Origin of the sequence: Paenibacillus sp. MCAF9 (genome assembly GCF_052114265.1) — a bacterium.
In the GTDB taxonomy this organism is placed as follows: Bacteria; Bacillota; Bacilli; order Paenibacillales; family Paenibacillaceae; genus Pristimantibacillus.
The window spans coordinates 509,714-529,683 of sequence record NZ_JBFREL010000003.1 but is presented as its reverse complement, the minus strand read 5'-3'; the positions used below and the strand labels follow the sequence as shown (position 1 = coordinate 529,683).

Here is a 19,970-nt window from a genome sequence, read left to right as displayed (position 1 = left end):
TGCGAAGGAGGAACCCTATGAATCTAGCGAATAAAATAACGATTGCTCGTATTTTATTAATACCTGTGTTTATTTTATTTTTCCCGATATACCCCGAGTGGTTAATCAACAAATCAGAATTTTTTCTACATATAGATACCTATGGCATTTATTATGCCGCAGCATTATTTATACTCGCTTCAGCGACAGATAAACTAGATGGACATATCGCAAGAAAATATAATCAGATTACGAATCTTGGCAAGCTGCTCGATCCGCTGGCAGACAAGCTGCTAATATCCGCCGCGTTAATATTAATGGTAGGCGAGCAGATGATTTACAGCTGGATCGCAGTTGTGATTATCGGAAGAGAGATTATTATAACGGGCATTCGAATGGTTGCCTCATCTCAAAAAATTGCCTTGCAAGCCGACCAATTCGGCAAAATTAAGATGGTCTTTCAAGTTGTTGCGATTTCAGCGGTGTTGTTAAACCATCGTCCGCTCAGCTTTTTGACAGCGATTCCTGTCGATCAAATTTTGATGTATGTTGCCTTAGCGTCGACCATCCTATCCGGAGCTAACTACATCAAAAACAACTATCGCTTGCTGCAGTAGAAATAAAAACCCACTTAAAATACAGCGGCAGCGATGGACGAGATGAAACAGTCCAAGACTGCCGCTGTTTTATGAAATGGTCGTTTTCCTTCTAAGCATTCTTATGCATTTGTGGCTCAGGCTTGATGCTAACGGACATAGATTCCGCTATTCTTCATAAATCGGGCTTAATTTGAATCTAACGGACATAGGATCCGCTATTAGGTCGAAATCGTGTTAAATTATAACGATTGGAGCCAATTAGCGTACCCTATGTCCGTTACTTCTGAAAAAAGAGGAAATCAAAGCAAATAAGGCATCTGATGTCCGTTATTTCTATCATCGCCGATTTCGTTATCTTGCGATTATATTCGGTAATCAAAACATACAAAGCCGGATGAGGTATAGTAAGAATATACAGCTATTTATTTCGATTTACAGGGGGCGAGCCGTCTGCAAACGATACAAACAAAGCTTTATGACTATGGGCAAGCAGAGATCGATTATTTGAAAAACGTAGATGAAGCGCTTGGTGCTGCCATGTCTCGGCTCGGAAAAGTCGAACGCATCATCATGCCGGACTTATTCACTTCACTCGTTTATGCGATTGTAGGCCAGCTGATTTCAGCTAAAGCAGTGCACACCATATGGGAGCGAATGCAGGTGCGGCTTGGCGAAATAACCCCATTGAACATAGCTAATCAAACGGCAGATCAGATTCAAAGCTGCGGGATAACGATGAAGAAGGCCATTTGCATAAAAAGCATTGCGGAGTCGATTATACATGGTGAAATCCGGCTGGAAGAGCTGAACCGCTTATCGGATGCAGAAGTAATCAAGCAGCTGATGTCCTTAAAGGGAGTTGGCAAGTGGACGGCTGAAATGCTGCTCATTCATGCGATGGAGCGCCCAGATGTCGTGAGCTGGGGAGATATTGCCATTCGCCGCGGGATGATGAAGCTGTATGGTCTTCAAGATTTAACCAAAGAACAGTTCGATACCTACCGGCTAAGGTATTCGCCCTATGGTTCAGTGGCTTCGATTTATTTGTGGACCTTGTCAATGGAGTAAGCTAAAAGGAGCAACAACATGGAGAAAACAATAAAAGAACAGCTCATAGCATTGAAGGAAGACGATTTTCAGAAATTTACGGCTGCACTTATTCCTACAATAAATAATGTATTAGGCGTTCGGCTGCCGAAGCTGCGCCAGCTGGCCAAGTCGATAGCAAGTGATGACTGGCGTACCTATTTAAAGGATGCGGATAGCGAGTACTTTGAGGAAGTGATGCTGCAGGGGATGGTCATTGGTTATGCTCAAGCAGATATCACAGAACGTTTAAACATTGTCGCTGAATTTGTTCCGAAGATAGACAATTGGTCAGTCTGTGACAGCTTTTGCAATGGGCTGAAATTTACAACGGACAATAAGTCAGCGGTATGGGATTTCATACAGCCGTATTTGGTATCTGACAAAGAGTATGAGATACGCTTTGGTGTCGTTATGCTGCTTGGCTATTATATTGAAGAAACTTATATCGAGCGCCTCTTGCAGCTGCTTGATCAGACGAAACGAGAGACGTATTACGTCAAGATGGCGGTAGCATGGGCATTGTCGATTTGTTATATTAAGCAGCCAGAGGCTACTATGAATTATTTGAAAAGCGGTGCTAATTCTTTAGATGAGTTCACCTACAACAAAGCTCTGCAAAAAATAATAGAATCATACCGCGTCGATCAAGAAACCAAAATCATAATACGCGGTATGAAACGAAAAAAAAGCTAAGGCTCAAAGCCTTCCTGGCTTACATAAATGCGATCCTCGGAAAAAACCTGCTTGAACCGCTCGTATACGACGCGATAAGCAGCCGGATGATACCATTCCTCAAGACCTAGCTGCTCATACAAAGCATCGATGCCTAGTTGTCGCGTTCGTTTTCCACTGCTTCCGTCACCCATAAAATAATCGTCTATGCAGATGCGATCAACGAGCGGTCGCAGTATTTCGGCGAATTGCTCACTGCTTGGCAGCATGGGAGCAATCGTCGCTTGAGTGGGAACGCCCGCATCAGCCAGCAGTTGAAGCGTCTTTAGCCTAGCCTTAATCGGTGGGGCATTCGGTGAAAAATGTTTTCGAATGTCCTCGCGATCTGTTTCCACTGTCATACTGACGCGTACCTTCTCTCCAAGTCGCAAGAGCAGATCGATATCCCGCTGAACAAGCGGGCTTCGCGTTTGCACGAACAAAAAATCAGGCGGGTCATCAACCATCACCTCGAGCAAGGAGCGAGTAATTTGCTCCTTATATTCAATCGGCTGATAGGGATCAGTGCTGGATGACATAAAAATAGTAACCGGACCTTTAGACTTTTCTCTTAAAAATTGTTTGCGAAAAACTTCAGCAGCATTTTTCTTAATATCAACCCATGTTCCCCATTCGGCGCCTCGAAATAAAGAAACAGGCATTTTCCGCACATAGCAGTAGGAGCAGCCAAACGTACACCCTGTATAAGGATTTAAGGAATGGCTGTAGCCGGTAAGAAAGCCGGTTCCTTTATTCAATAAGGTTTTGGGCTGTGTATATAAATATTCGATCGTCATATTAGTGTTTTTCCAGCTGAAGCAGCTTTGTTTTCATTTCTATGCCGCCGCGGTAGCCTGTCAGCGATCCGTTCTTTCCAATGACGCGATGGCAGGGAATTGTAATTAAGATCGGATTAGCGCCAATCGCTGTACCCACAGCGCGAACAGCTGCGGGCCGCTGGATTTGATGGGCAATATCGGAATAGGACTTCGTTTCCCCATAAGGAATATCGCAAAGTGCTTTCCATACTTCCTGTTGGAAGGCTGTTCCTTGATAGTGGAAGGAGATGCTGAATTGCTTGCGGGAACCTTGAAGGTATTCAGCTATTTCAATTGTATAAGGCTGGAGCAGTTCAACATTCTCTAATAAAGGGCTGCCTGGATAGCGGGTATTTGCCCATTGGACCAGCTCGTCTATCGGTTCATTCTGAGAGCCGATAAAACAGAGACCTTCCGTTGTGGCTGCAACATACAGGCTCCAAGCCTCGTGCGTGAGCAATGTCCAATAAATGGGCGGTTTACTGTGTTTGGTCATTCGAATCAGCCTCCTGTTTGTGCAATTGCCGATAGGCTGCGGGTGTGCAGCCGGTCTTCTTTTTAAACAACGTTACAAAATACGGCGTATTGTGCATGCCGACGCTTGAACCGATCTCTGAAATGGACAAATCGGATGATGTCAGCTGCTCCTTCGCTTTATCGACTCGTAATTGCTGTATATATTCAACGGGTGTCATGTGTTTGATTTTTTTGAAGGTCCGATGCAGATGATAGGGGCTGCCGTGGCATTGATCGGCAACGACTTGTAAAGTTAAGTTGTTCATATAGTTTCTGTCGATATATTCGGCAGCCAAATGAATCCATTCATCATCAGGCAGGCGCATCCCGGTAGGCTTGCATCGTTTGCATGGGCGAAAGCGGGCAGATAAAGCTTGCTCGGCTGTAGAGTAGATAGCAATATTTTCTTTGTTGGGCGGTTTGGATTTGCAGGATGGCCTGCAAAATATCCCTGTCGTTTTCACCGCGTAAAAGAAGATCCCGTCATAAGCAGCATTGTTGCTTAAGATGGCACGCCACCTTTCCTCGGTCAATGTTTCTGAGTGTTGTTTCACCATTTTGCTCACCTCCATCATTAGTATAACCTCGAAAGTGAACGTATGTACGTATTTTAGAATGTAAAAGCAAGATAACGAAAGCGAGATGATTAGAGAGTAGACTTTGATCCTGACGCGCAATCGCGTAAAATAGAAGGTGGCGATTGGATGAGTGAAACGGGAAATGAACCCAAAAATTACGATTTTGAAATTTGGGATGAACGATATCAACTCGAAAGTCCCGATAATGAAATTGATTTGTATATTGCATTGAAGTAATGAGAGGTTATAAAAAATATAGCTTTAAAAGGAGCACAATATCATGTCATTGCCACTTTCGAAACAGCTTAATCGGGATTTTATACTTAGCCAGCTTGAAGCTTTACTGAACATTCCAAGCCCTAGCGGGTACTGCATGGACATTGTGAAGCATCTTGGAGTGGAAGCAGAGAAGCTTGGCTATTCGCTCGAAATAACGCCAAAAGGCAACGGAATGATAACCATTCCAGGCGTCAATTCAGAGAAAGTGATCGGCATAACCGCGCATTTGGATACGCTTGGAGCGATGGTTCGTTCGATCAAGTCTGATGGGATGCTTCGCTTCACATCGATCGGGGGCTATAATATGCAAACGGTCGAAGGGGAGTATTGCGTTATTCACACGCGTGACGGCCGGAAATATGAGGGAACGGTGTTGTCTACGAAAGCCTCTGTGCATGTATACTCCGATTCGCGGGAGTGGAAGCGCGAAGAAGCGAATATGGAAATTCGCATAGATGAGCTGGTGAAAACCAAAGCAGATACAGAGGGGCTGGGCATTTCCGTAGGCGATATCATTTCGTGGGAGCCGCGAGTGCGCATCTTTCCGAATGGCTGGGTGAAGTCACGGCATTTGGACGATAAAGCAAGCGTAGCAGCACTGCTTGGATTAATGGAATGGTTCAAGCGTGAAGGGAACACACCTGCACATACACTCAAGCTGATCTTCTCGACCTACGAAGAGGTGGGACACGGAAGTTCTTATATTCCTGAGGATATAACGGAGATGATTGCGGTGGATATGGGAGCGCTGGGAGATGATCTTTCTGCGACAGAGCAGGATATATCCATTTGCGCCAAGGATTCGACTGGACCATACGATTATAATATGACCACTAAGTTAATTGAATTAGCGAAGCGTGAGAACCTAGCTTACGCAGTAGATATTTACCCGCACTACGGCTCCGATGCATCGGCTGCGCTGCGCGGCGGAAGCAATATTCGTGCGGCATTAATCGGACCGGGCGTTCACGCTTCCCACGGCATGGAACGCACACACGCAGATGCCATTGTTGGCACGTCTGCTTTGCTTCTGGCTTATGTCATGGAGTAAGATTTCTAGTTAATATACAATAGGTAGAAAAAATGCGAAGAAGAGCGGCGATGACATCGATGCTCTTCTTTTTTTTGATGACTAAACTTGTCAGAAAGACAATGAAGTAGGACGTTAGTAGAAGAGCGCCAAGCGTTATTTTGGGACAAAAAGATAGGGAATGCTCTATGATTTCAGTGCTTTAGAAGCTTTATATTTATCCCGAATGATGTTGGTTTATCCTGACAGGGTGCAAAATATAGATTGCTGAAACGTATGATCGATTAGCTGAGAACGATGGAATATCCGCTTTTTAGGCTCCAAATAGTCCCTTTTTCAATTCAAACCCCGCTTTTTTTTGTTTTTTAAGTGTAAATTTGCGGCAGTTAGGGGTTAAAACGTACAGGAAAAAGAGGAATGCGAAATATGTCGAATGGTGTTTTACTGCTGCTTAGGTAGGATGCTGGTCAATAGTCCCTTATTTTTTCGCTAAATTAGTGGAATTTTAATTGGATTCTTCGTTCGTTGGAAAGTGGCAAACAGGAAAAAACCTTTATTTTACATGGGTTAGAGGGAAAATGCATGCGGGAAAACATGAGTCCCAAGTGGGACTTTCACCCATTATTTATTAAGCGCTTTCAATAGTCAGAATTATCAATTTGGCGATAAAAAACATGACATGACATATCCCACTATTCGCATCAATTAGGAGTCCGTACTTATGAAAACCATAATGAAAATGAGCAAGATTGTCTAAGTGTGACCATGTCTTTATTCCCTCAAGAATTATTATCATCTGTGTCATACTAGAGTGCAAAGAGAGATAAGAAGCTTTCCAAAACTCAAAATGGTTGAGCGAGCTGATGAATGGAGGTTTCAGAGATGAATGTTTCAAATCAGGAGCAGAAGCAGATGAAGCTGAAGCAGTTTTTGAAAATACTATCCGAGGATCCTTCTCTATTACAGAAAGACGGTCAATCGGAAGCGAGGTCGCTGCCTGAGCTGCTTATGGCAACTGGCTGCCTAATCCATAATGAACCGATTGACATGGCGAAGCTGATATCTCAGCTGCTCGGTAAGATCGGCCTGCAAGCCTGCTCTGACGATATGATGGAGCATGTAATGAATGGCGGGACCGTGGATGAGTTCATTAATAACACGAGATGATAACATTTTATGTCTAAGCAGGAATCCATGGATAAACCTATTCCTGTAAACAAATGACGCCCAAAAGTTCGCGTTTCGAATAATTAGAGAATTTTAATATTCATTAAGAACAACTTTTGTGAAGTTCGGCAACGGATGATTTTAAAGCAATGGAGGAAATGATTTGGAATTAAAACAGTATTGGATCATCGTCAAAAGAAGGCTATTGATGATAGCTTTAATTATTTCAGTGAGCTGTCTAACCATCGGCATTTACTCCAGCTACTTTATCAAACCACAGTATGAAGCATCCGCTAAGTTAATTGTTAACCAGTATAAGGACAGCAGCTCGCTCATTCCGAGCATAGATGTTGGATCGATTAACTCCACGATCGGACTTATCAAAACCTATAAAGAGATTTTGCGAACGCCGCGAATGATGAAGCGAGTTGTCAAGCAATACCCGGATCTCGGTGTGACATACGGCGAGCTCATCGGCAAGGTAAGCGTAAGCTCAGTGAATGAAACACAGGTCATGTCCATATCGGTACGAGATGACTCCTATGAGCAAGCAGCAAAGATCGCGAATGCGATCGCCATCGTTTTTCAAAAATCGGTTCCAGAGCTGATGAAGGTAGATAATGTTTCCGTGCTGGACCAAGCTGATCCGCATGAACAACACGGGCCCGTTGCTCCGAATCCTAAGATGAACATTGCGGTCACGTTCATGCTGGCATTGATGGTAGGTGTAGGCATATCCTTCCTGCTGGATTACTTGGATGACACGATTAAGACCGAAGAGGACATCGAGGCACTGCTGGAAGTACCAGTACTAACATCGATTCCGAGGTTCGAAGAGCGGGATGCGACAGAACACAGCAGCAACGCCACGTTAAAGACGAATGCAGGGAGGGAACAAAATGTCTCGTTTGATTCCTAAATGGAACTTGATAACGGAGCTTAATCCCAAATCGCCCATTTCTGAAGGGTACCGGATGCTGCGGACAAACATTGAGTTCTCGACAATTAATCAAAAGCTGCAAATTATTATGGTCACCTCTTCCAAGCCAAGCGAGGGCAAAAGCACGACATGCGCCAATATGGCAGTCGCGTTTGCACAAGCAAGCAAAAAGGTGCTTCTGATTGATGCGGATCTCCGCAAGCCTTCGCAGCATCATATCTTTGGGAAGTCCAACCGCAGCGGCTTAACGACGGCTTTATTGAACCAACTGAAGCTTGAGGACATCATTCAGTTTACGAATACGGACAATCTGTCCATTATCCAAGCGGGGCCAACGCCTCCCAATCCTTCCGAGCTGCTCTCGTCGGAGCAAATGGCGGAGCTGCTTAAGACAGCTAGAGAGCGGTACGATGTCGTCATTATCGACACGCCGCCGATCATGTCTGTAACGGATGCTCAAATTGTAGCAACGCAAAGCGATGGGGTCGTTCTTGTGATCGACTCGGGAAAAGTGAAAAAAGATGTTGCCCTTAAAGCAAAAGCGTCACTTGAACATGTGAAAGCAAATCTTATCGGTGTCGTGCTTAATAAGATCAATCGAAATCATTCAGATATCTACTCTTACTACTACGGAGAAAAGACAGAAGCTTAATCGTCTTTGCTCCAGCTCATAGAAGCAAGAAATAGATAGGTAATGTCTCCTGCACCTCTATCACCGGAGGCACTCGGTCATGCTGTGGGTCAGCCGACCTTAGACGTTAATCGTCAAGGGTGTGACGTGAGGAGGGGTTAGATGCCCCTTAACAACCAAAAAAAATAATAGGATAGGGTGAAATCAAATGAAAAAAGTGAGAAAAGCCATTATCCCCGCCGCAGGACTTGGAACACGGTTTTTACCGGCAACCAAAGCGATGCCAAAAGAAATGCTTCCGATCGTCGATAAACCGACCATTCAATACATTGTAGAGGAAGCTATTGAATCAGGCGTTGAGGATATCATCGTCGTAACGGGTAAAGGAAAGCGGGCGATTGAAGATCACTTCGATATCGCATTTGAGCTTGAGCATATATTAGAAGAAAAAGGAAAGCTGGATATATTGGAAAAGGTAAGAAAATCATCAAATGTGAATCTTCACTACATAAGGCAAAAAGAAGCGAAGGGGCTTGGGCATGCGGTATGGTGCGCTCGCAACTTCATTGGGGACGAGCCGTTTGCAGTGCTTCTTGGGGATGACATTGTAGAAGCAGAAGTCCCTTGCACTAGGCAGCTTATTGAGCAATATGAGAAAACCGGCCGCTCGGTCATTGGCGTACAGACGGTTGGCGTTGATCAGACGCATCGTTACGGTATCGTTGACCCAGGACAGCGGGTAGACAATCTTTATGAGGTTAATCGTTTTGTAGAGAAGCCGCCGCAAGGACAAGCGCCTTCCAATCTAGCCATCATGGGCCGTTATGTGCTCACTCCCGATATATTCGAATATTTAGGACGCCATGAGCGCGGAGCTGGAGGCGAAATTCAGCTTACCGATGCGATTCAAAAGCTTAACGTAGAAAAAGGCGTTTACGCCTTTGATTTCCAAGGCATTCGTTATGATGTCGGAGAGAAGCTAGGCTTCATTATGACGACGCTTGACTTTGCCTTAAGAAATAATGAAATTAAGTATCAGTTGATGACTGAGCTTGAGGAATTAATGGAACGGGAGCTTAGCAAGCAGTTATTAGCTGGAAGGAGTGATAGAAGATGACACCTCCACAATATCAGGATGAAGCGGTAATCGGCGTTTCTGATTACTATTCGAATAGGCGCAGCGCTCAGCAAACGGTAAGCATGTATTCGATTATCAAACGCACGATTGACATTGTTGGTTCGCTAGTCGGTTTAATCCTGTTAAGCCCGCTGTTTATCATCATCGCTATCCTTATTAAGTGGGAGGACCCTAAAGGTTCTGTCTTCTTCTATCAAACAAGGATCGGCAAGGATGAGAAGCCGTTTCGCATGTACAAATTTCGCTCGATGCTGACGGGTGCTGAGGACAAGCTGAAGGATCTGCTGGATAAGAACGAAATTAGCGGTGCAATGTTCAAGATGAAGGATGATCCGCGCATTACAAAGATCGGCAAGATCATTCGCAAAACGAGCATCGATGAGCTGCCTCAGCTGCTGAACGTGCTGAGGGGCGAAATGTCCTTGGTTGGTCCAAGGCCGCCACTTTCACGCGAGGTAGCGGAATATACGGAGTACGACAAGCAGCGCTTGTCCGTAACGCCAGGCTGCACGGGACTTTGGCAGGTAAGCGGCAGAAACAATCTATGCTTTAAGCAAATGGTTGAGCTTGACCTGACCTATATTCAGAAGCGATGCATTTGGTTCGATTTCAAAATTATGCTGAGAACGGTGAAAACGTTAGTCGGCTCTCAGGATGCTTTTTAAAGTGTGAAGGCTTACGAAGATAGTTTTTGCTACGCAAAACTAAGCTAATGCTTACGAAGTTAGTTTTGCTTCGCAAAACAAGCGTATGCTTTCGAAGTCAGTTTTGCTTCGCAAAACTTAAGGAGTTGATAAAAATGGCAAGAATCCTGCATATTTCGGAGTTTACGAAGGGCGGCATCGAGACGCACTTGAACGAGGTGCTGAGCTACCAAGCGAGCAGACATGATATTTTTCTTATGGCTTCTGAGCAGAATTCGAGCCCTGAGTCGCTTCAAATTAGCCAAGATCGATTGTGCTTGTACCCTTACAAGAGGAAGCCGGCTTATTTTGTGAAAGCCATGAAAGCTATTCATCGTAAGGTAAAGGACTTCAAGCCTGATATTGTACATGTACACGGAACGTTCGCAGGTGTTTTCCTGCGGACGTTGTTTTTTTTCAAGAGCAAGCGCCCGATCGTCATCTATAATGCGCATGGCTGGGCTTTTCTGATGGATATAAAGCCATGGAAGCAGCGGATTTTCGCCTTAGTTGAGAAGACGCTCGCACTTCGGACTGATTTCATTATCAATATTTCGAGGCATGAATATGAGAAGGCCATGCATTATGGACTGCCAGCAGCCAAGTCGGGAGTCGTCTATAACGGTGTTTCGGATACGTCGGAATTAAGCACGCCGCCTTTCGAGACTGATCCTGATATGATTCATCTACTTTATGTAGGACGCTTCGATCGGCAGAAGGGGTTTGATCTGTTGCTTGAGGTGTTCAACAAGTATCAGTTTACAAACGTTCGCCTATATTTGGTTGGCGATACTGTGCTGAAGGAGGTTGAATATACGTTTCCTGAGAACACAATTAAGATCGGCTGGGTGGACAATTCTCAGATCGATCGTTATATGCAATCCTGTGATGCGGTCATTATTCCATCTCGCTGGGAAGGCTTCGGCATCGTCGCCATTGAAGCGCTGCGGAATAAGAAGCCGGTTATTGCGAGCAATCGAGGAGCGCTGCCGGAAATTATTAGCGATGGCGTTAACGGTTATGTATTCGACTTCGATAACAAGCAGGAGCTGGCAGACATCATTCATGAGCTGGACAAGCCGAAGCTGAGAGAGCTGGGCTTAGCGGGATGGGACATTTTCCAAGAGAAATTCCATTCGGATAAAATGAACAACCAAATCGAGCGGCTTTACGAGGAAGCCTTGCAGAAATCTAGCAAACCGTTATCCTCCGCCGTCAAAAAATACGTCTAGATTTACGGGGATGGAGAGAAGATGAGCCAAATCTTGCAAAGCAATCTAGTGATTAAAGCTAAATTAGCCAAAAAAGAAGAGAAGCAGCAAATCTTTTTGGCGATTTATTTATGCTTCTTGCTGGTGCTGACCGTCTACCAGGATTTCCCGTTAGTCAATATGATCGGCGAGATTGGCAGGTCACCCATTATTTTGCTGGTTCCGCTGTTTGCGTTATGCGAAATTGGGCTGCTGGCGAAGCATAAGCGGGTGATGCATGGCACCATGCTGCAGAAGTATATATTCGGATTTATTTTATATTTGTGCTTTATCAGCATTGCCTATTTGCTTATTCAATTCATTCAAGGCAGCTATAGCTTTGGATCAGAGAATTTGCTTGGCAAAGCGATAAAGGTACTTATTTATTTTGTGCTCATCCTGCTTTACATCAGGCATATGCAGCTCGTTTTTTCAAAAATTACAAGCTTTAAGACGCTGTATGGCTGCTTCCTTGCAATCGTTACGCTGCTGACGGTCATTATGATTTTGGAGCTTATGAGTATGCCGCACGCCTTCACGTATTTGCATGCAGGGAGCAACCCTTATTGGAGGGTTCGGATGTTGACCTCGGAGAGCAGCACGACGGGCTCCATCGTGGTCGTGTATGCATCCATTTTGGTCTATCTGGCAAAGTATTTGAACAGCTTCGGAAAGACGCTAACGATCGTTTATGCTTCAGGTTTTTTTCTGTTTTACTTATTTATTACAGGTTCCAAAGGGTTTATGATTATCAGCTTGTTCACGCTAGTCGTGACGATGATTAAGTTTTTGGATTTTCGGAAAAAGAAAAATTTTGTTCTGCTCATCTCAGTCGTTCTGGCCATGTATATGTTCATCACTAATTTTTCTGCGGGGCTGGTCAGCTCGTTCAGTAATGACATCGAAAACTACACATCTTCCTACACGCGTATGGGAACGATCATCATCGCGCTGATTACGGTGTTTCACAATCCGCTCGGGGTTGGCACAGGAGCATATCTCATGTATTTCGATAAGTATGTGAATGATTCGATCAGCATGATGTCCCATTTCTATTACAATACATTTGGCATCAGCCAAATTAATGCGGGGGAGCTGTTGCAATATTCGGGCTCGGACAAAAACTTAGGCGTCAAATCGGGCTTTTTCCAATGGATTATGTTTGGCGGACTCTTCGCAGTCGTGTTCTTTTATCTGCTTGCCAAAAACCTGATCGTCAAAGTGAAATCCAGCTCTATACTATTTCTTGCTTTAGTTTTTATCTTATTTTCAATGCTTCTTGTTTCCTTGGAGATTAAATATGAGATATGGCTGCTATTTGCTTTTATTAGCCTTTATTTAGGCAAAAACGATATAGATCAACCAAAAAGGTCGGGGGTATCCAAATGAAGATGCTTGTGGTGTGCAGTGATTTTCCCTATCCCGCCGATCATGGCGGAAGGGTAGACACATGGGGGAGAATCAAGGTGCTGGCGGAGCTTGGCTGGAATATCCACTTGCTCGTTTGCGGAAAGCAGATGCCGTCTAAGGAAGAAATGGACACAGTATATAATTACGTGGAAGAGATTACGTTATGTGATCGAAGAAGCAAGCTGGCTGATCTGCTGCATGTTATTCCGATGCAGGTGCAGTCGCGCAGTGAGCTAAGTAATGTAGAGCTGGCAGGAGATTACGATTATGTACTTCTTGAAGGCGACTACGTGTATCCGGTTTTGCAAAATCCAAAGATCAAGCATGATACGGTTATCCTGCGGGTGCATAACGATGAAGCGGTCTATTTCAAGGCGCTAGCCAATAGCACCAAAAACGTCGTTCACAAAATGTATTACCACATGGAGAGCCGCAAATTCACGATTTTGCAAAAAAAAATGCTGGAGAAGGTGGATAAATACTTGTTTATATCGAGCAAGGAATTTGAAAGCTTCCGCAAACAGCATCCTGCTGCAAAAAGCTTGTTCCTTCCGCCTCCGGTTACGAAGGTCAACTTCGAAGCTAGTGATTTTCGCAGCAAGCATGTCGTGTTCATTGGTTCCCTATTTATGCCGAACAACCGAGAAGCGATTCAGTGGTATCTGGAGCATATCCACCCGCTGATGCTGAAGGAGCCGGACTATAAGTTCATCATAGCAGGGAACAGCAGAAAACAGAGCCTCAGCTGGCTCGACAGCTACAACCTAAAGAATGTCATTGTACATGATACGCCAAAAAGTTTGGATGAAATATACAGAAGCGGCTATTTATTCGTTAACCCGATGCAGAACGGAGCAGGCGTCAAGCTGAAGACGATTGAAGCGATTCAGAACGGCTTGCCGGTTATCTCCACCTCCATCGGCTACGAGGGAACAGGACTTGTAGATAACGAGCATATTATGGTCGCTGATCGGCCGGAGCAATTTTATGGGAAAATCAAGCAGCTATTCGATGATCCGCACAGGGCAAAATCATTGCTGGAGTCATCGCAAAGCTTCTTGCGCACCCATTATAATCACAAAGAAGTATTGAAAACATATATGCAATCCTTGAACGTCAGTTATCCAGTAAAGCAGGTGCTCTAATATGAGTCGAAGTAAAACGAATGTGTTGTTTGTTACCCACGCGGATAAGAAGGGTGGCGCTGAGCAAAGCCTGATCCATCTCATCAATTATTTGGACACGTCAAAATATCGGATTTTCTTGTTAAGTCCTCGCGATGCGACATATCTAAATGAAATTAGATCGGATTATGTTCATTTTCCGCTGCAGCTGGGCAGCATTAAGAAAAAACTAGGCTTAGGTTATATCGAAACGGTGCTTAAGATTCAATCCTTTGTTCGTAAAAACCGCATCGACATCGTTCATGCCAACGGCTGGCGCGCACCTTGGTACACAGCTCCGCTAAAGTTTATGACGAAGTCAAAGCTGATCTGGCATCATCGCGACTATACCCATTTGCGTATGTTCAACCAAGTGCTGCCTAAATTTTTTGATCAGGTGATATGCATTTCGCATTTTGTAGCCAATTCGATTCAGGGCAGCAATAAGACGATCATTTATAACGGTGTTGATCCGGAGCTTGCTTTGACGAGAAAGAGCAGAGCCTTTATGGAAGATGATACGCTCGTCATCGGCACGTTCGGCCGGATTGTGGAATGGAAAAGATACCATCTGATGATCGAGGCAGTGAAGAAACTAAGCGACAGCAATCGGAACAATTGGAAGCTGCTCATCGTGGGCGATGCATCCGTTGACGGGTCGGATGACTATTACAATGACATGATCCAAAAGGTGCTGTCCTACGGCTTGGAGCATCATGTGGTCTTCTATGGCTACAGCAAAAAGCCGCTTGATGTGATGAAGGAATGTGATTTAACGATAAACTTCTCCCTTAACGAGCCGTTTGGCAGAGTCATTATTGAATCGATGCTCGTTGAAACGCCAGTTATCGTTGCAGATTCGGGCGGAGCGCCAGAAATCATCCATCATACAAGAGGCGGCTTCATCGTGAAGGACGGCGATGTGGAAGAGCTGTATCAGACGATGAGAAGCGTCTACGATGGGGAAGTTGATTATGAGGAACTATCAAGCCAAGGTTATGCAAGCGTAATGAGCGACTTTAATATGAGCTCCATTGCGAAGAAGGTGGAGTCGACATATCGTGAGCTGCTTGCGCCAAACTTAAAATCGGAAGCGGCAGGCGGGATGGTCAGATGAGCACCGTATATAATCGATTAAGCTTCGGCAAGCTCCTGGCTGTATTGAAGGGGGCTGCGATACTGCGAGTCAAGACGAGTTCAGCTGGCAGGCTTGGCCGTATTTCCGGAAAGCTGACCTTGCGAAACAAAGGGCGGTTCATCGTTGGGAAAAATGTTTCCTTCCATGCGAAGCCGCTGCCTTCTTCAGTTACCGTAGAGAAGCAGGCGGAGCTTTGGGTAGGGGATAATGTATTTTTTAATTATGGCCTCGACATTGGCTGTACGAAGTCGATCCGAATTGGCAGCAACACGATTATCGGTCCGATGGTGAACATTATCGATACCAACTTCCACCCCGTAGATATGGAAGATCGAGCTGGCAGCAAGGACATCGTCATCTCTGACAATGTGTGGATTGGACGCGGAGCTGTTATTTTGCCTGGTGTAACGATTGGCAGCGGTTCAGTCATTGCTGCAGGCAGCATCGTAACGCGGGATATTCCGGATAATGTGCTGGCAGGCGGTGCACCCGCAAAGATTATTCGCGAGCTCCAGATTACGAAGGAATGGGTTCGCAGATATAACTAAAGGGAGCGTACGGCGATGAAAGTATGGATGTGGCCAAAATCAAGCGAATTAAACTTTTACAATGATTTATTGACCGATTCACTCAGCAGTGCAGGCATGGAAGTGAAGGATTTGCAGCATGGCAAGCTAGCGCTTCAGGTCGGACAAGCGAAAGCTGGCGATATCGTCCATATTCACTGGATGCATCATGCTTATCAAAATGATAATCTGCTTTTGTTCATAGTGAAATCGATCATATTTATAATGACGATGCTTTATTTGAAGCTGCGAAAAGTGCAGCTGGTTTGGACGATTCATAACCTGTATCCGCATCAGGTGAAGTATAAGCGGCTGGAGCGTTACATGCGAACGATTATTTGCAAATTTTGCAGCAAGCTGCTGGTTGCTTCGGAGTCGATCAAACGTAAGGTTATGAAGGAATTCGGAGTGCCGGCTAGCAAGCTTTTTGTCGTAAAGCATGGTCATTATCTTGGCGTGTATAAGCCTGCAGGCTTCAACTTCAGAGCGTCTTATGGCATCAGCGAGGAAGCTGATGTTTATTTGTTTTTAGGGGCAATCAAAGCGTATAAGGGTGTCGAGGATCTAATTGAAGCGTTTAATGCATTCAAGACTCGAAACACCTATCTGATCATTGCGGGCAAAGCGGACAAGCAAATGGAATCCTATTTGAAGCGGGTAGAGGATAAGGAAAACATCATTTTGGACCTGCGCTTCATTCCAAATGAAGCAGTAGCTGACTTGATTAGCGCCGTTGATGTGATGGTGATGCCGTACAAGGAAATTACGACCTCCGGCTCTGCGATACTTGGCCTCTCGTTCAGGAAGCTGATCGTCATGCCGGACAATGATTTTATCGATGAGTATTTTATGGAAGATATGGTCGTGAGCTACAACCCAAGCGATTACAACGGTCTCGAAAATGCAATGAAAGCCGCGTTAAATGTGAAGAGAGAGCATAAGACGCCTAAGTATGAAGAAGTGCTTAAGGAGCTCGACTGGAGCGCGATCGCACAGAGGATAAAAAATGTTTACCAAGGATGGGGATAAAGGATGAAGGTAACGGTGGCCATCTGCACCCATAACCGGGCGAAGGATACAGGAGAGGCAATAGAGAGCGTAATTGCTCAAAGCTTTGAGCGGGAACAAATCGAGATTGTTGTAATCGACAACAGATCAACAGACAATACGGCTGAAGTGGTAGGCAAGCTTGCGTATCGGTATGGTCCAAGCATTCGGTATATTTTTGAGAACAAGCTTGGTTTGTCGGTAGCACGCAATCGAGCGATTAAGGAAGCAAACGGTGAATTCATTTTATTTTTGGATGATGATGCGTTGGCTTCTCGGGACTGGGTGCAGCATATTGTGAACGTGTTCGAAAGCGATCCGGCGATTGGCTGCGTAGGCGGCAAAATTGATCCGATCTGGGAAGCGGCTGAGCCGGACTGGATTCCAGAGGAGCATCGCTCGGTATTCACGATTCTTGATTATGCAAACGTTGTGAAGGAAATGCCTGCACCGTCCATTCCATATGGCGCAAACGTCGCATTTCGGGCAAGCGTCTTTCATAAGTATAAGCCGTTCCGAGAGGATCTTGGGCGGGTAGGCACAAACCTGCTCTCAAGTGAGGAAAGTGAGCTTATCGCACGGATTCGTGAAAGCTACAAAGTATTTTATACGCCATATGGATCCGTTCAACACAAAATTGCCAAGGAGAGAACGACAAAAAAATGGTTTTTGAAGCGGATCTTCTGGCAAGGCGTGAGCGATGCGGTTAAGCGGCAGGATCGAAGCCTCATTGCTATCGTAAAACATTTGATCCGAATGATTCAGGCAATCGGAACATCCTTGCTGTCGATTTTTCATTTTAAGAAATTCATCAGTCAAGTCGTGAAAATATGTTATCGCAACGGGTCATTAGTCGGCATTCTGCGCTATAACGGTAGGGGTTGACGGAAAGCTATGGCACAGCTTGCTATTTCAAAAGCGTGGAGAGGCAACGGCCTCGTTCAAACGATTATGCGCACGAGTGCAACGAACCTGCTAGTCATGGTTATCAGCACGCTGACTTCCATCGTGACGGCGCGTATGTTCGGCGTTGTTGGCAAAGGCGAATTTTCAGCCATTTTGTTTTGGCCAACGCTGCTCGCGGGTCTTGTTGGCTTCGGCCTGCCGACCTCTCTTATTTATAATATGAAGCAAAACAAAGGCAGCGGCAGCGATTTTGTTAGAGCGGGTTTTCTATTTCAAATTCCGGTCAGCATCATCATTGGCGTGGTCGCGTGGGTATGGCTGCCGGTATGGCTTGGCAACTATCCTGCTGACATCATTCAAATTACGAGATGGTATACGGTACTCATGCTGCCGATTCTGCTCGCTATCAATTTAATATCTGCACTGGCGCAAAGTACGGGCAAGTTTAACATTTATAACGGTGTGCGCTTATTGGTTCCGCTGTGCAATCTGGTTGGGCTCTTGGGGTTATGGGCGATTGGTGATTTAAGCCTGCATAATGCTTCGCTTGTATTTCTCGTAACCAGCGTGCTTGTCGTTTCATGGTCACTCTATAGTTTAAGAGAAACGCTTCAGATGAACTGGTTGAAGGGACTCGGCAATCGGCTGGCAGCGAAAGCGTTATTTGGCTATGGCAGCAAAGTGTTCGGAGTGGAGCTTCTCGGCACGCTTTACACACAGTTTGACAAGCTTGTCATTTTATCGATGCTGACAGCTAGAGAACTGGGGTTGTATACGGTTGTTTATGCGCTGTCCCGTGTATTCAATGTCGTACAGATGGCGATTACGAATGTTGTGTTTCCGAAGGTTACCGGCATGGAGAAGTCAGCCATCATCGCAACGGTAGGCAGGGCGTTTCGGCTATCGATGCTGCTGATGACGATCGTCGTTATCCCGAGCATGTTCATCGGGCGTTATCTGATGGGCATCCTGTTCGGAGCGCCGTTCCTTGAAGCAAGCGGGGCCTTCTATCTGCTGTCGTTCGAATGCATTCTCGGCGGGGGCTCATGGATTTTGGCATCCTCGTTTAATGCGATGGGCCGTCCAGGGCTGGTGCTTGTCCGCCAGCTTATTGCCTTAGCGGCAACCATCGGATTGTTTTTTCTGTTTACACCCTTGTATGGGCTAAATGGAATTGCACTTGCTTTATTAATCGGTGCAGTCATTCGTTTAGTAGTGACGTTGGCCTCGATGAGAATTATTTTCCAAGTAAAGCTATCAGGGATGTTGTTTGATAAAAATGATTTCCGTTTTTTAATCGAGCGTTTGAAAGACAAAAAACAACGTAAAGGAGCGCGTTGATATGCAAGTTGAAACACAGGTACATCCGATGGAGGGCCTCAAAAAGATGCTTCTCCGAATTACGAAGGTGATACCGCCGGGTTCAAGCATTTATTATATCGATTATCCCGTTTACAACAATGGCGGCGATTTGCTCATTATGAAGGGTGCAGAGGCGTTTTTTAAAGACAATCATATCCGCGTGGCTGCGCGTTATAGCGTTCTTGATTTCCCAGACAAGCTGACCATTCCGAATGATCAAATTATCGTGCTTCAAGGCGGAGGCAACTTTGGTGATTTGTATCCGGTTCATCAGAAGCTGCGGGAGAAAATCGTAAAGGATTATCCTAATCACCGAATTGTACTGCTGCCGCAGACGATTTTCTTCGAGAAGGAAGCGGAGTATGATCGCACGGCGCGTATTTTTAACGCACATAAGGATGTTCATCTTTTTGTGCGGGATACGCTGTCCTATGGGATAGCAGCTCAAAAATTTGATAAATGCTGCGTATACTTATCGCCGGATATGGCGCATCAGCTGTGGCCGATTTTGCCCAAAAGCAGCCCCGGCAAGGAACTGCTCTGCTTCTTCCGTACCGACATCGAGAAGACGAGCGAGCAGGCGAGCTTTGAACTGGCAGGGAGAGGCGATTATTTGGACTGGGCTTCCCTATACAATCGCGTCGAGAAAAAATCAATTAAGATGATCGGGCAAATGATGACGAAAAGCGGTGTTCCTCTGCCGATGCAGGCGATATGGGGCAAGTACTCCGACTATCTCGTAGACAAAGCGGTCAAGCGCTTCAGCGGCTATCGCGTCGTGCAAACCTCTAGGCTGCACGGGCATATATTATCCTGCTTGATGGACAAGCCTAATACGCTGCTCGATAACTCATATGGCAAAAACTCGAACTATTACAATACATGGACCAGCGGGATCAAGTCAGCGCAGCTGGTGGTGAAGAACGAAGCATAATAACCCCGGCATATCGAAGAGAGTAAGTGCAAATCG

Annotated in this window: 21 protein-coding genes; 18 read left to right on the top strand and 3 right to left on the bottom strand. The window is 45.3% G+C overall.

Annotation, left to right across the window (positions count from 1 at the left end; translation table 11 throughout):
• Positions 1–17: 17 nt before the first annotated feature.
• The 3 genes from pgsA to AB4Z45_RS07810 all read left to right on the top strand — a co-directional run bounded on the left by pgsA (position 18) and on the right by AB4Z45_RS07810 (position 2,360).
• Positions 18–596, top strand: a complete 579-nt coding sequence (gene pgsA / locus AB4Z45_RS07820; RefSeq protein WP_441908593.1) for a CDP-diacylglycerol--glycerol-3-phosphate 3-phosphatidyltransferase — start codon at positions 18–20, stop codon at positions 594–596.
• A 432-nt stretch (positions 597–1,028) separates the two neighbouring features.
• Positions 1,029–1,646, top strand: coding sequence for a DNA-3-methyladenine glycosylase family protein (locus AB4Z45_RS07815; protein ID WP_441908616.1), 618 nt, complete (start codon positions 1,029–1,031; stop codon positions 1,644–1,646).
• 18 nt (positions 1,647–1,664) lie between these two features.
• Positions 1,665–2,360, top strand: coding sequence for a DNA alkylation repair protein (locus AB4Z45_RS07810; RefSeq protein WP_441908592.1), 696 nt, complete (start codon positions 1,665–1,667; stop codon positions 2,358–2,360).
• Here the strand turns inward: AB4Z45_RS07810 and AB4Z45_RS07805 are convergent.
• The 3 genes from AB4Z45_RS07805 to AB4Z45_RS07795 are packed head-to-tail and all read right to left on the bottom strand — an operon-like array spanning position 2,357 to position 4,269.
• Entirely contained in the window at positions 2,357–3,175 is an 819-nt protein-coding gene (locus tag AB4Z45_RS07805) for an SPL family radical SAM protein (protein ID WP_441908591.1), read from the bottom strand. The genes AB4Z45_RS07810 and AB4Z45_RS07805 overlap by 4 nt on opposite strands.
• Before the next feature lies 1 nt (position 3,176).
• The gene (locus tag AB4Z45_RS07800; RefSeq protein ID WP_441884917.1) at positions 3,177–3,692 is read right to left on the bottom strand and encodes a methylated-DNA--[protein]-cysteine S-methyltransferase; all 516 of its coding nucleotides are present in this window, start codon (positions 3,690–3,692) and stop codon (positions 3,177–3,179) included.
• The gene (locus AB4Z45_RS07795) at positions 3,676–4,269 is read right to left on the bottom strand and encodes a bifunctional transcriptional activator/DNA repair enzyme AdaA (protein WP_441908590.1); all 594 of its coding nucleotides are present in this window, start codon (positions 4,267–4,269) and stop codon (positions 3,676–3,678) included. The genes AB4Z45_RS07800 and AB4Z45_RS07795 overlap by 17 nt, the downstream gene beginning before the upstream one ends.
• Before the next feature lie 301 nt (positions 4,270–4,570).
• Here AB4Z45_RS07795 and AB4Z45_RS07790 point away from each other — a divergent pair, with 301 nt between their 5' ends.
• The 15 genes from AB4Z45_RS07790 (at position 4,571) to AB4Z45_RS07720 (ending at position 19,934) form a co-directional block, all read left to right on the top strand.
• Positions 4,571–5,620 (top strand): M42 family metallopeptidase, encoded by a 1,050-nt coding sequence (locus tag AB4Z45_RS07790; RefSeq protein WP_441908589.1) that lies wholly within the window; start codon positions 4,571–4,573, stop codon positions 5,618–5,620.
• 861 nt (positions 5,621–6,481) lie between these two features.
• Positions 6,482–6,766 (top strand): hypothetical protein, encoded by a 285-nt coding sequence (locus tag AB4Z45_RS07785; RefSeq protein ID WP_430059502.1) that lies wholly within the window; start codon positions 6,482–6,484, stop codon positions 6,764–6,766.
• A 163-nt stretch (positions 6,767–6,929) separates the two neighbouring features.
• A complete protein-coding gene (locus tag AB4Z45_RS07780) occupies positions 6,930–7,685 on the top strand; it encodes a YveK family protein (RefSeq protein ID WP_441908588.1) in 756 nt (251 codons plus the stop codon).
• On the top strand, positions 7,666–8,358 hold the full coding sequence (locus AB4Z45_RS07775; protein ID WP_441908587.1) for a CpsD/CapB family tyrosine-protein kinase: 693 nt from the start codon (positions 7,666–7,668) through the stop codon (positions 8,356–8,358). The genes AB4Z45_RS07780 and AB4Z45_RS07775 overlap by 20 nt, the downstream gene beginning before the upstream one ends.
• Positions 8,359–8,545: 187 nt before the next feature.
• Entirely contained in the window at positions 8,546–9,454 is a 909-nt protein-coding gene (gene galU, locus AB4Z45_RS07770; RefSeq protein WP_076269101.1) for a UTP--glucose-1-phosphate uridylyltransferase GalU, read from the top strand.
• Positions 9,451–10,140, top strand: a complete 690-nt coding sequence (locus tag AB4Z45_RS07765; protein ID WP_076269100.1) for a sugar transferase — start codon at positions 9,451–9,453, stop codon at positions 10,138–10,140. Before galU ends, AB4Z45_RS07765 begins: the two co-directional genes overlap by 4 nt.
• Before the next feature lie 134 nt (positions 10,141–10,274).
• Positions 10,275–11,390 (top strand): glycosyltransferase family 4 protein, encoded by a 1,116-nt coding sequence (locus AB4Z45_RS07760; RefSeq protein WP_441908586.1) that lies wholly within the window; start codon positions 10,275–10,277, stop codon positions 11,388–11,390.
• A gap of 21 nt (positions 11,391–11,411) precedes the next feature.
• Positions 11,412–12,797, top strand: a complete 1,386-nt coding sequence (locus AB4Z45_RS07755; protein WP_441908585.1) for a hypothetical protein — start codon at positions 11,412–11,414, stop codon at positions 12,795–12,797.
• Entirely contained in the window at positions 12,794–13,963 is a 1,170-nt protein-coding gene (locus tag AB4Z45_RS07750) for a glycosyltransferase family 4 protein (RefSeq protein WP_441908584.1), read from the top strand. Before AB4Z45_RS07755 ends, AB4Z45_RS07750 begins: the two co-directional genes overlap by 4 nt.
• Position 13,964: 1 nt before the next feature.
• Entirely contained in the window at positions 13,965–15,098 is a 1,134-nt protein-coding gene (locus tag AB4Z45_RS07745; protein WP_441908583.1) for a glycosyltransferase, read from the top strand.
• Positions 15,095–15,667 (top strand): acyltransferase, encoded by a 573-nt coding sequence (locus tag AB4Z45_RS07740; RefSeq protein WP_441908582.1) that lies wholly within the window; start codon positions 15,095–15,097, stop codon positions 15,665–15,667. The genes AB4Z45_RS07745 and AB4Z45_RS07740 overlap by 4 nt, the downstream gene beginning before the upstream one ends.
• 15 nt (positions 15,668–15,682) lie before the next feature.
• Positions 15,683–16,714, top strand: a complete 1,032-nt coding sequence (locus tag AB4Z45_RS07735; protein WP_441908581.1) for a glycosyltransferase family 4 protein — start codon at positions 15,683–15,685, stop codon at positions 16,712–16,714.
• 3 nt (positions 16,715–16,717) lie between these two features.
• Complete coding sequence (locus AB4Z45_RS07730) at positions 16,718–17,617, top strand: glycosyltransferase (RefSeq protein WP_441908580.1); 900 nt, start codon at positions 16,718–16,720, stop codon at positions 17,615–17,617.
• A gap of 9 nt (positions 17,618–17,626) precedes the next feature.
• The gene (locus tag AB4Z45_RS07725) at positions 17,627–18,979 is read left to right on the top strand and encodes a lipopolysaccharide biosynthesis protein (RefSeq protein ID WP_339204772.1); all 1,353 of its coding nucleotides are present in this window, start codon (positions 17,627–17,629) and stop codon (positions 18,977–18,979) included.
• 1 nt (position 18,980) lies between these two features.
• Positions 18,981–19,934 (top strand): polysaccharide pyruvyl transferase family protein, encoded by a 954-nt coding sequence (locus AB4Z45_RS07720; protein ID WP_441908579.1) that lies wholly within the window; start codon positions 18,981–18,983, stop codon positions 19,932–19,934.
• Positions 19,935–19,970 lie beyond the last annotated feature (36 nt).